The sequence below is a fragment of the uncultured Shimia sp. genome, from assembly GCF_947498095.1.
In the GTDB taxonomy this organism is placed as follows: Bacteria; Pseudomonadota; Alphaproteobacteria; order Rhodobacterales; family Rhodobacteraceae; genus Shimia.
In genome coordinates, this window is record NZ_CANMJE010000014.1 from 57,266 (window position 1) to 68,369 (window position 11,104).

The following is an 11,104-nucleotide window of genomic DNA, read 5'->3' on the forward strand; positions in this document are numbered from 1 at the left end:
AGATAGTAGCACCGATTGATCCGGCTAAGTTAAACCGGCTCCAGTTCCTTCCAGGATTACTTCCGTCACCCTTCAAGACTAGCCCAGAGATCATTCGCTTAGCGGTGATGATATATGCCCGGTGAAGCCATTCTGCTGCGGTTTGCCGGGGTCAATATAGTGCCAATCCACATCGTTATCGCCAGCCCATTTCAGGATCGCCCGACTGGTGAACTCCGTCCCATTGTCACTGACAATGCAAATAGGCTTTCCGTAGACGTGAACAAGCGCATCAAGTTACTGGCCTAGTAGATACTGGTTCGAATTTGTCTTACAACATGCCGACGGGTCTTAATAAAGCCCCAATCGTTTGAGGGCAACGACACCTGGTGTTAGGTTCATGCGCCAGGTTTTCCAGTCACCGCCAGCGCCCATATATCCGGAATAAAGTTTTGCGACGAGCATCGGATCTGCCGCAATCTGAGACCAGTTCATGGCAGCAAGTTCGGGATGATCTTGCCTGAGCCATTCCAGATACACAGAGGCCTGCCAGTCATTTAGCACCGGCTGTTCGGAGAAATATGCAATGGCATGTGTAAAATCTTCCTCTCGTATGTTTTTGAGGTCGAGATATTTTTGGTCGATTGCCCATGGCAACAAGTCTTCGATTGTTTGGGCCTTCATGCGATATCGACCAACAGAGAAATTCAATCGATAGGCCAAGCCAGGCGAAGCAAAAACGAGAACATCCTGCGCTTCCTCCGCTGCTCTACGAATACGTGAGCGTTTGGCGTAAGAAGTCTGCTCGGCGGTTTGGATGTCTTGTAAAACAGAAAAGGGCACAGGTGGTGGGGTGAGCTCAAACTCCAGCGCTGCCAGCCAATGCGCACGTTGCTTCATCATGAATAAAGTGACCACCGCGCCGATAAGCGTGCCTATTAGAATAAGGAATAATGTCGATTTCATTTGAGTTACTTAGTTCATTCAAACTGGTTTGTCGCACTGAATCCTTTTCAAATTAAAAATGTGCAGTGTCTAAAACCAAGCAGACCTGCAGCGACTTCACTGTATTCCTGTCATCTTTTCTCGTTACTTCAAACATTCGTATTTTTCAGAATGGATATAGGGCTCAACCTCGGAGTTTAGTCAACCATGGCTATGCCAGACGCATGGGGGTTTGAGCCCAATGGCCTTGGCTGTTTCAATCTGTTTGGTGAAGTAAACTCGGAAACAAACTCTGCAGCCCAAAAGGTGTTTCGGGTCACGGCCACTGGCGTGCCCCGAATTTCTTAAAGGGTGCCTTCGTTTGTTAAAGACATGATGCCTTCGGTCGTTCCATCTCCGTAGGTGATACATTGCCAAGGTGCTGCATCTGGTCCAACGCCGACAATTACCAGGATATTGGCCTCGCGAGCCTCCGACGACAGAACCTTGACTTGACTATTGCCTGTCGTTTCGGCGACCGCCGCTAGACAATCTTGGTTCGCACGATTGGGAGACGAGGACGCGGAGCCAGTATCTTCCACGCATGCTGACAAAAAAGTGCCAAAGATCACGCAGGAAGCCAGTTTAAATGTTGTGTTCATGTCTATTCCCTTTCTGGGTTTAATGGTGTCATTTTAGTAGAACGTATTAGAGGCGCGGCAAAAGAGATGAGACAGGCCAAATTCGAGACCGCAAGACACCGAGACCATCAAGTCAATTGCATTGGTTGTATTGGTAGTCTCCGTATTCGAGCCAGTTCTTGTTGCCATCTTTGAAGACCAGGAACTCGGACCGATCTTCTCCCAACAGCGCGACCACAAAACCCCGTGGTGGCTCTGCATTTCCAAAGTAGCTATAGGCCGTCATTGCGGACATGGTTGTGCCGTTGACTGTTACCACCGCGTCCCATTGGCCCTGTGCCTTATCAAGGATCAGGTACTCGATCTGGCGTTTTACTTGGCCACCGCCGCAGTACACCACCCCCTCTGGGGCCTCCATGGTGCTGTTGGCTGCTTTTGGTGTAGAACCGCAAGAGGATCGCAGTGATCTAATGGCCTTGCCGGACCCTTTAAGGTCAAAAAGCCCATAGCTCACATCTTGATCCGCCATGGATAGATTGAGGACGGCGTTGGCTGCAATCTGATCCAGAATGAACTGGTAGTCAGCGGAGTCTTGGAACACAACTTCGACAGGATAGTTATCGACAATCCGCAGGGTGGCGTTCCCTTGACCCGCCTGAAACGCGCCAACCTCTGTTGCACCATTTTTCATGAATCGGATGGAAAGGCCCTGCTTTTTGACCATGTCCTCACTGTCCTGATAACCGGCTGGGGCAAATCGAATGCGGTCACACTGCAACTCCAGCGTCATGTTGTTTGTCTGAATAAATGCATTTGGTAGTGGGCTACCGCTGAAGCCCCATTCGGCAAGTGCAGGGGCCGCCGACAGACAACACATCAGACACGCAGACCAGAAAGTGTTTTTCATATTTAGCTCCTAAGGGTCCTCGTACGAGGAGGCAATAATGGTTCTCCAGCATTGAAGTGCCAGTGAGTGGTCATGTAATCCTAAGACGGTGCACCATATTCATTCGTGCCCTCTTGTGAAGGGCGCGAAAGCCACCAGATCATCAAGACAGAAAGCACAAGTTGAATCGCGTACATAACCATCAAACCGGTTGCACCAAGAAAGGCTGCGGGTCCTCGCAAAGTCTCAGGGTCTTCAACGCCGGTTTCGAGCGCTGAAAAAACTGCAACCCCGGTCAGCAGCATGAACATCGTTGCGATACTGAAGGCCATTGGAAGCAAAAGGTACCATCCAGGACGACCTGTATCATGCAATCGACGCCACCCTGCGGCGAGCATCGGAAGCAGCATCGCCAGTTGGAAAACTGAGTTCAACACGTCGGATCCCTGTCCTGTTTCCGGATCAGTGCCAAAAAGGACCGAACTGAGTACCGCCAACCCGACGCTGACCAGGACGACGAACAGAACAAACCACCAATACTCTGATCTCTGCGCACGGCCCGAAAACACGACATATTTGGACAAGCAGGTCTTGACTGATTGCGTGAAACCCATTGTGAAACCCCTCGTTTCGCTCTCGCCGTCATATTTTGCACTCTGAAATGTTTACGAAAAACCGCGGCAGTGCAAGTTTTATGTGGAAATGGGAAAATTCAGACTGGGAAACCACGCGGAAAGTGATTTAATTCAAGCAGCGTGTCCTCAAGCCGGGACGTGTCCCCTGACAACCCGCTTCCTCCATTAGCCGATTTCGACATCCTTTCAGCCCATTTGCTGCAGGATCATGCGCCAGAAGTTTGCATATGGGCGGGCGAGAATGCATCGGAGCGAACGTTTCTGGAGATGGCATGTCATGGCCTGCGCCTTTTCAAAGGTTCGGTGACCCGAGTTGGAACGACTGGCTTAAAGTCACTGCCCTATATAGGTCCGCAAACTCCGGCTTTACTGGCGAGCCTTTTTGATCAGCGAGAAGCCGTAGACCCGATTACAAGAGCAGCGCTTTCTTCTGATTTTCTGCGTCTGCGAGGCAGTGGTGGTACGCTGCGTATATGGGAAGCAGGCAAGATCGTCGATGTTGCAGAGGATTACTATGACCATCTGCTCTTGGCTTGTTGCCCCGAAGACTGGACATCTGCCGCACACGTGGTCGGCACAACAATGGGTCGTTGCGACGAACACAATCTGTTGGGTGATGTATTCCTATCCGGAAGACTTCAGCATCTGATCGCGGATAATGCGATTGAGGCTTCCGGCCCTCAAACAAGCCTGCGTGACTATGATGTGCGACGTCAATGACATTGCCCTACATCTGAGCAGTATAGAACAGTGATGCTGCGGTGGCTATGTGGCCCAGTGATATTGTAATTGAGCACTCCTTGAAGGATTTCGAATGACAAGAAATAACATGACGGCCATTGCAGCAGTCGCATTGGCAGCAGCCATGTCGTTCTGGGCTGGGTCAGAATTTCGGAAGGCGCAATATGATGACGTGTGCCTTGATCTTGGCGGGGGGCGAAATCCGGGGCAATACCCTATTTGCGTCGTTGAGCAGCAAAACGCAGCGCTTTGGCTGGGGCCGATCAGGGTTACTCAAAATGATGTGGTCGAACTAGAGATTCAACGCGGGGAGGATGGGCAGTCGCAGGTTCGACTTGAGTTGACACCTGAGATCACAAGCCCTCTGGCTGCCTTCACAGAGCAATCTATTGGCAAGAATATGGACATTCGTATTGGTGGCCAATTGGTCAACTCTGTGCAAATCGCCGGTGCGATCCAGGGCACGAACTTCATCTTGGCACTTTCTGATGCACAGGCCGAAAAACTAAAATTATTACTAACTCGAAACACCAACTGACCCAGAGGTGTTCCTATAGGTTAGCTGTCTGATATCAAAATTTAATACAGATTGGAAAGATTATGACCAATTCTAGACTTCGAATTGCAGGTATTATTGCTTTGGTTCTCGCTGGCCTGTCGTGGTTGGCTGAGATGGCTTTTTACGGCGACATAGATCCGAACGGTGTCCTGCAGGAGAGTTTTTTTCTTCCGCTGACCTTCATTCTGGCTGCACTGGGCGTAATTTTGATGCTTGTTTCACTTTTGGTTAAGCGGCGTAAATGAAATCCTCTTTGGTGTTCGATTGCCGACTTCGTTCTATCATGACTTGGATGCCGACAAGGCAATCAATGAAGCGTGAGCGCGTTCAAGTGATAGAGAAACGTGTTCGCCATTTTGTCATACCCATGGGCATGGGCATGGGCAGCGCATAGTCGGACTCGCCAAGGTGCCATTTGCCCATGAAGTGGGTGTTATAGTCGGCTTGCTTCAGCACCGACGCAAGCGTCCATTCTGCCGCTGGTAGTCCTCCGCCTCGCTCCTGAAAGGCGACGGTTGTCATGCCCGAACTGTTCGGAAAGAGTCCAGTTTGCATCGCCGCCCGACCAGGTGTGCAGGAGGACTGTGCGTAGAAAACTGTCGCGACAGAACAAGGTCGCCAAGGCGATCAACTACCTGTTCGAGAAAGACGGCAGGGCGTCGTGTTCTTGGGCAGGCGGATCAGAACCGCGCCAACAACAACTGAACAGCGGGTTACTTCACAAGGTCGAGCCGTTGCAGCGTGGCCTTGGGGGATATCACTTGCGGTGGCAAGCTGGATTGGTCGAGCAGCTCTCGAAAGCCAGGGCCCGTGTAAGCTTGCACTGAGCGTAGACCTTCGGTGCCGAACTCCAGTATCGTAAAGCTACGCTCACTTCGAACTGTATCCCCGATCAGAACCCGCGTGCCGCCCCCCAGACATGCCTGCGAGACATAGGCTACGCCATCCTTCCAGCCAAGATAAAAGGCGTGGTGGTGGCCCGACAGATGCAGATCGACATCCAGCTCGTGATAGAGTGCTTCTAGCGCTGGATCGCCGATAATTTCACGCTCACGGCTCTGGGCGAAGGGCCAAAGTGGCAGGTGGCTGAAGGTAACAGCTGGTCCTGAGCCCTTCATTGCCTTGGACAAACGCTTCATCTGATCGCCCCGAAGGGGGCCGAGCGTGGTAGCGTCGAGTGAAGCAAAACGTATGCCGCCCATTTCGAAGGCGTAGAAAAATGGATAGTCACCGTCGTCGATGTAGTCGAGCATGGGCTTCATCGCCCGCCATTGCTCAGCGAAGATTGCGCGTTCCGCTTCGAATCCACCATAGGCGGATGCATCGTGGTTTCCCGGAGTGACGACCAGGGGAATGCCCACGCGGTTCAGCGGTTCGGTGACTTCGGCATGGAAGGCCTCCCACATCGCGCGCACTTCCGGTTCGCTCAGAACCGGGCGGCGCTGCCCCGCTACCATGTCGCCCGTGGATATGACCAGATCCGGGGCAAGCGCTATGATGCGATCAACCGCCGCAGCCACGCGGGGAGAGTAGCGCGTCGACCCGTATGACCCGTTAAGGTCAGAAATGACTGCCACCCGCAAGTTCTGGGCAAATGCGGACCCGCAAAATATCAGCAGAAAGAGTGCGCTCAGGACTGCTCTAGCTGACATCACAGGGGAACTCCTTTGCAACGACACTGCCGGTTTCGAAAAATTGCTTGGGTTCGAGATCAAAGATCAATTGGCCCTGTTCACAGCTTTGCCGCAGGATATCGGTAGCCAATGTGGTGTTTTTCACGACCTGTGCCACCTCGCGGTCGCTTAGACCGAAGGATGTTTCAAGCCATTGAAAAATCGGGCCGCCGCTTTGCAGATCCGCATTCAGCGCCACAAGTTTGACGTAGGTGTTTGCGTTTAAATGTCGGAACTTTTCAAGCATTTGCGTACTTTTGGCAAAATTGGCATATTGCACCCGGCCACCGGCATCATTGTCGTTCAGGTTGGTTCGCCGCAACAGAATTGCGTCTGCCGGAACCGACCCGTCACCGGCTTCGTGGTGCTTTGTCCGTTTGTGCGTCAGCTTTCCATCTTCAAGCCAATAATAATACGGTGTGAAATCGATATTTCCGACCCTGTCCTGCTGGCTGAAGATGAAGTCCAGCAGCACAATCTCGGTCAGTTCGGTCATCCAGAAGACCATCTGCTGCGGCGTCACGGACTGCCCCAGGTCCTTGGCGATCTGCCGGTCCTTTCGGCCCTCGGTCAGCCCGAATTCGATTGCTTGGGTCAACGGCTTGTCTGAGCGCAGCGCCAGGAAAGCAGGTGTTTTCTGGAAATCCTGATTCTGACCCTTGCCCCAACCCGAGACGCGCGTGCCATTGATCTCCGAGCCATAGCGGTGCCCAGGACTACTGGTCAGTGCGCCATAGATCTGGTTGCGATCGGCTGTGAACAGATCATCCGTCGGCTGATAGCCAGCCGGGGTCTTCTCGGCACTGACCAACGCCTCCCAACCGGCATGGTTCATCCGCCCGCCATGCCTGCCGCTCGACAGCGAAAGCCCCGCTCGCGCGACCTCGCCCAGATGAGCGCCCGCGTCGATGGACCGCCAGACCGTGACCGGGACCTTGACCGTCATGTCGAAATACCGCGAGAAATGATAGTAGAGCAGCGGAGACGGAGAAAACGTGCCGCTCGTGCCCTTGGCGTTCATGGTCGGCTTGAACTTTGCTAGCGTGTCCTTGGCCAGATCGCCCGCTGATTTTCCTTCCTTGCAGGCATTGCGTTCAAATTCTCCCCGGTCCCCGGCATAGGGCCCTTGGCTGATGTCATGGATCATTGTTCCCGGACTGGTACTCCAGGTCTTGGGGCACATGGCGACATTTGGAGCATAGAGATCGATGGCGCAGTAGGCGGCCTCCTGTTCGAGGTCGTTCTTGCCATAGGACCCTCCGGGTGCTGGCGCGATGCGTACACAGCGTTCGGCAATCCCGTTCGGACTTTGGTGAAAGGTTTCAATGCCTTTCACGGCATCAGAGGCCATGACGGGCGTTGCCGCGGTGATCAGGGCGAAAACAAGGTGCTTTTTCATGGTGTTCATTTCGGGCAAATCGCTGCTTGTTGATCGGCCGAAATCTTCAGCTTGGGGTCGGCCTTGAATTTATCGAACTTGGCATCAATCCAGGCGTTGCAACCTCCGGAACAGGGTGCCCCGTTGCGCGCTTCGTCCCAATAGGTCTTGGCTCGCGCCTCGGACCAGTCGCAGAATTGAACCAGCGCCATTGCCGAGAGGGCGCCAGAAGCATGAACGCCCCACATGCAATGCACCAGAAGCGGCCCGCCATTGCTTGTGATCTTGTCATGCACTGCTTTCATCACGGCAGCGGGGCGCGACGAGCGGGCCGACTCATAGCTGAATGCGCCCGATCCGCAAGACGTCTGGCCATAGTCGGTATTCTTTCCAAAATCTGCGTAAAATGCCCCTGAAAACCCTGCCTCACAAAGCTGACCGCGCTGTGCTGTGGACAGCCCGGTGCGCGACTTGTCGCCCCCTTTAAACCCGGAGCGATACATGACCCCGGTTAGAACGGGACGCACGAAAGCGAGGCCGTCGGCCGGTGACGGGTTGGATCGGGCCAGCATCTCGGTTTGGGACGCTCCGCCCGATCTCGATGTGAAATCCGTTGCCGCTGCTGGACCAGCCAACCCTGCGAGAGAGACAGCCACCGCGAGGCTGGCTGCAAGATTAAATGATTTGGTCATTGGTCGATCTCCATTCTCAGTGTCTGGAGGCACAACATGTGCCTGTAAACCTAGTCAATTCTATAAGTAAGAAGGCGGGAATCTTTGCCGTCGTCGGTAACGATGAAGATGGTCTGTCCGTCTAAACTCAGAGCCACGCCCTCGGCATTTGCTACACGACGGGACTTTCCCCCGGCATCTCTCATCAATGCCCAGCCTCTCGCTTGCATGGTGGCAAAGCAGAAAAAGTAAAGCGCCTGTCCTGTGTCGCTGGTTATCCATAGACCCTGCCGCTGCCCGTCCCAGGCCAAGCCCGAAACATCTAGTCGATCATCTTCTGCCCGGTCGGACACGAACCCGGCAGAACCGGTCAACGGCACGATCCTACGCACTTGGCCAAGGTCCGGTGATACTTCGATCAACAGCCTTGGATCGCGCTCTTTCACCACGAACACCGTTCCGGTTTCGGGGTCGATGGTGATCCCTTCCAGACCATCATTGGAGTCGCTTTCCTTAAAATGCTCCACCAGGCTGCCTGCTCCCTGCATTGCCAGTATGGGATGCCGCGTTATGCGCCCGTCTCGTCCTACATCAAGTATCTCGGACGTGTCTTCACGCACGGCAAGGATGCGCCCTCCAGCCGGATCAAAGGTGACGCCTTCCAAGCCCGGTACAGCGTGCAGAGTTTCCTTCTTCCGAACCTTTCCCGCTTGGTCCAGGCGAAAAAGCCGTGCGGTATCATCACTGACGGCCCAGAACCCGCCATTTTCTGACAGGCTGAGCCCGGAAACTTCGGTGAAATCCTGGCTGCGATCCGCGACCTTATCGATACTGACAAACCGCAGAACCATTTTCTCGGATTTGGCCGGGGCTGAAAACCCATATCCCCCAGACAGGAAAAGCATCGCCAACGCCGCTAAAACGAATTTGGGAAGACATGACCTGGACAGGGGGACCATTTTGTTCACGCCTCAGTCAACATGCCAGTCGTCAATCCCGCTTTCAGGGGCAGAAACCAACTGCATCATTTCGCGCTCAAGCGCAGATCGTCGAAACCCGCGCGGTCCCGACACCACGTAACTCACGATGGGTTTGAACTTGGTCTTGCTCATCGACACCGTTTTGAACCCACGTTCGGTTAACTGCTCACGCAAGGCGAACATTGCGTCGGAGATTGTGTTCTCTTCTGAAAACCGGACCTCGAGTTCGAAATTTACGGGTCCGCCAAAGGCATAAATCACAGCCCATGCACTGGCGGTGGTGATCAGGGCCACAACGGGTAAATCCAGACCGACGCAGAGCCCGATCAGGGTTACCAAGATAAGGCGCATTGTGTCGGCGGACCCATCGTCGGACTTGAAGCGCAACAGACCGCCGAGACCAAAGAGCACGAAGCCAATGAGATATCCGTGATGCATGATCAGGAACCCGACAACCATCCCGATCAGGGCATAAACGAACAGTTCTTTTGGTGCATCGAAATCCGATCGTGTGCGGCGAGTCGCCAGCATGACGGGATGATAGGCGATCGCAGCGATCATCACTGTCGTTCCAAGCAGCGCGATCGCGAAATCCAAAAGCTCGGCGGGATAGAATATCTGATCCCATCCGCGACCCCGGACGTCGATTTCAGGGAGAATGGATCCGGCTGCATCCATGACCTGCGCGTGGACGGGACCGACCACAATGCAAAAACATCCTATCGCCAGGACGGTCAGCCAGCCCTGCGAGGTACGAAAATTCTCTGCCACGCTGTTGAAGTCCTTGATTATGAGATCTTTTGTAAACATTACACGTGCGGCGGGGAAATTTGTCAAACCGGAACACTTGCACCGACCCCGCGGAACCCTGTTGCGGCGCACGCATTTCGCCGGACGGGTGATCATTTCATTACCTTCGCGGCGGCCCCGATCAGAGCTAGCAATATGGGTTGATGAAGCAAATACACCGCCAGGCTGTGTCTGCCGGGCCACGCTACGGCTTGCGCGGGAAACCAGCGCGGCCAAGTTGGTTCGAACCGTTTGGTATATGCAATTCTGGCCAGCGCGACACCAAGAAGAAACGGCGCCATCCAAGGAACAATAGGAATGAAATCCAACGATGCGCGGACCTCCATCCCGAGTCCTGTCCAGGCCATCCATGGAGACGTAAATACGGCGCGCCCGACTGTCGCGGAGGCAATCAGGATCGAGACAGCACCGATCAATGATACCCACACTGGCGCAAAAAGAAATGGCACGCCCAGAAGGCTGGCCAAGGCGAGTGCATGCAGGATGCCAAAAAAAACGAATTGCGATGGAAAGGCTGCGTAAGTGGCCAAGGTGACAAGGCAGGCGGCGCCAGAAATCAGGACGACCCGCCGCAACCAGGCCTTGCCGCGAAAGCCGCGGGCATGGGCCAGAACGAGGCTCACACCGGACAGAAACAGAAAACTTCCAGCAATAGCGCGCGCGAAAATGGCCCATCCAACGTTCAGAGTTGTTCCCTGCGCGATCATCCCGAAGACTTCCAAATCCCTGAAGAAATGAAAAACAATCATCCCGAACAAGGCGATTGTTCGCGCGACATCCAGAAAAAGAAGTCTATTTCCCCTAATTTCGGAACCGGTAAACATCATAAATCGTCCTCCTGTTCCGCGTCACGCTCAGGTTCTTACAGCTTCGTACAGCCTTCGACTAACTGGTTCGTATCTGTCTGACGTCACCTCCCTACCTGTTCATCATGGACCCAATATCGCCTATGGTCTTGTCCAGATCAGGCATCTGGCGCGCTTGTGTTGCTTGCTCGTAAGCATAGCCAATGATTATTAGGTTGTCCTCACCCAGAAAGTCACCGATCAAAGTAATACCCTCCGGCTGACCGTCTTCACCATAACCGGCAGGCACTGTCAGCGCAGGGAAGCCGGTCGCGGCATAGATCTGAGAATCGCTGAGCAAAACATCTGACCTGACGCTCGACAAACTCATCTTGAAGGAAGCCGCACGGGGAAACTTCTGAGCCCCGCTCGTCGCCGTGCT

14 protein-coding genes and 3 pseudogenes are annotated in these 11,104 nt (G+C 53.9%); 4 read left to right on the plus strand and 13 right to left on the minus strand.

The genetic code is table 11. From position 1 onward, the window contains the following. Positions 1-123 precede the first annotated feature (123 nt). Both Q0932_RS17945 and Q0932_RS17950 read right to left on the minus strand, forming a co-directional pair. A pseudogene (locus Q0932_RS17945) lies at positions 124-288 on the minus strand (DDE-type integrase/transposase/recombinase); the annotation flags it as partial. A gap of 42 nt (positions 289-330) precedes the next feature. After that, a complete protein-coding gene (locus Q0932_RS17950; RefSeq protein WP_299356174.1) occupies positions 331-945 on the minus strand; it encodes a hypothetical protein in 615 nt (204 codons plus the stop codon). Positions 946-1,131: 186 nt separating this feature from the next. Between Q0932_RS17950 and Q0932_RS17955 the strand changes: the two genes are divergently transcribed. Beyond that, a complete protein-coding gene (locus Q0932_RS17955) occupies positions 1,132-1,272 on the plus strand; it encodes a hypothetical protein (RefSeq protein ID WP_299356176.1) in 141 nt (46 codons plus the stop codon). On the opposite strand, the gene Q0932_RS17960 is transcribed toward Q0932_RS17955, so the two are convergent. From Q0932_RS17960 to Q0932_RS17970, 3 genes are all read right to left on the minus strand, one after another. Next, positions 1,269-1,565, minus strand: coding sequence for a hypothetical protein (locus Q0932_RS17960; RefSeq protein ID WP_299356178.1), 297 nt, complete (start codon positions 1,563-1,565; stop codon positions 1,269-1,271). The genes Q0932_RS17955 and Q0932_RS17960 overlap by 4 nt on opposite strands. A gap of 765 nt (positions 1,566-2,330) precedes the next feature. Next, on the minus strand, positions 2,331-2,399 hold the full coding sequence (locus tag Q0932_RS20580; protein WP_366141429.1) for a hypothetical protein: 69 nt from the start codon (positions 2,397-2,399) through the stop codon (positions 2,331-2,333). 132 nt (positions 2,400-2,531) lie between these two features. Next, positions 2,532-3,044, minus strand: coding sequence for a DUF805 domain-containing protein (locus tag Q0932_RS17970; protein WP_299356182.1), 513 nt, complete (start codon positions 3,042-3,044; stop codon positions 2,532-2,534). A gap of 159 nt (positions 3,045-3,203) precedes the next feature. Here Q0932_RS17970 and Q0932_RS17975 point away from each other — a divergent pair, with 159 nt between their 5' ends. The 3 genes from Q0932_RS17975 to Q0932_RS17985 all read left to right on the plus strand — a co-directional run bounded on the left by Q0932_RS17975 (position 3,204) and on the right by Q0932_RS17985 (position 4,610). After that, positions 3,204-3,785 carry a DUF3658 domain-containing protein gene (locus Q0932_RS17975; protein ID WP_299356184.1) on the plus strand — a complete coding sequence of 194 codons (582 nt, stop codon included), beginning with the start codon at positions 3,204-3,206 and terminating at the stop codon, positions 3,783-3,785. Positions 3,786-3,879: 94 nt separating this feature from the next. Then, positions 3,880-4,344 (plus strand): hypothetical protein, encoded by a 465-nt coding sequence (locus Q0932_RS17980; RefSeq protein WP_299356205.1) that lies wholly within the window; start codon positions 3,880-3,882, stop codon positions 4,342-4,344. A 62-nt stretch (positions 4,345-4,406) separates the two neighbouring features. Continuing rightward, the gene (locus Q0932_RS17985; RefSeq protein ID WP_299356186.1) at positions 4,407-4,610 is read left to right on the plus strand and encodes a DUF3955 domain-containing protein; all 204 of its coding nucleotides are present in this window, start codon (positions 4,407-4,409) and stop codon (positions 4,608-4,610) included. 82 nt (positions 4,611-4,692) lie between these two features. Here Q0932_RS17985 and Q0932_RS17990 read toward each other — a convergent pair. The 8 genes and pseudogenes from Q0932_RS17990 to Q0932_RS18025 all read right to left on the minus strand — a co-directional run. Next, a pseudogene (locus tag Q0932_RS17990) lies at positions 4,693-4,947 on the minus strand (sulfatase-like hydrolase/transferase); the annotation flags it as partial. Between the two features lie 131 nt (positions 4,948-5,078). After that, on the minus strand, positions 5,079-5,942 hold the full coding sequence (locus Q0932_RS17995; RefSeq protein ID WP_299356188.1) for a metallophosphoesterase: 864 nt from the start codon (positions 5,940-5,942) through the stop codon (positions 5,079-5,081). Positions 5,943-6,006: 64 nt separating this feature from the next. Then, positions 6,007-7,437 (minus strand): hypothetical protein, encoded by a 1,431-nt coding sequence (locus Q0932_RS18000; protein WP_299356190.1) that lies wholly within the window; start codon positions 7,435-7,437, stop codon positions 6,007-6,009. A gap of 5 nt (positions 7,438-7,442) precedes the next feature. After that, positions 7,443-8,108, minus strand: a complete 666-nt coding sequence (locus tag Q0932_RS18005) for a hypothetical protein (RefSeq protein WP_299356192.1) — start codon at positions 8,106-8,108, stop codon at positions 7,443-7,445. Positions 8,109-8,158: 50 nt separating this feature from the next. Further along, positions 8,159-8,992, minus strand: coding sequence for an SdiA-regulated domain-containing protein (locus Q0932_RS18010; RefSeq protein WP_299356194.1), 834 nt, complete (start codon positions 8,990-8,992; stop codon positions 8,159-8,161). A 66-nt stretch (positions 8,993-9,058) separates the two neighbouring features. After that, on the minus strand, positions 9,059-9,838 hold the full coding sequence (locus Q0932_RS18015) for a hypothetical protein (RefSeq protein WP_299356196.1): 780 nt from the start codon (positions 9,836-9,838) through the stop codon (positions 9,059-9,061). 131 nt (positions 9,839-9,969) lie between these two features. After that, positions 9,970-10,704, minus strand: coding sequence for a heparan-alpha-glucosaminide N-acetyltransferase (locus tag Q0932_RS18020; protein ID WP_299356198.1), 735 nt, complete (start codon positions 10,702-10,704; stop codon positions 9,970-9,972). Between the two features lie 91 nt (positions 10,705-10,795). Next, positions 10,796-11,104 (minus strand): annotated as a pseudogene (locus Q0932_RS18025) (hypothetical protein); the annotation flags it as partial.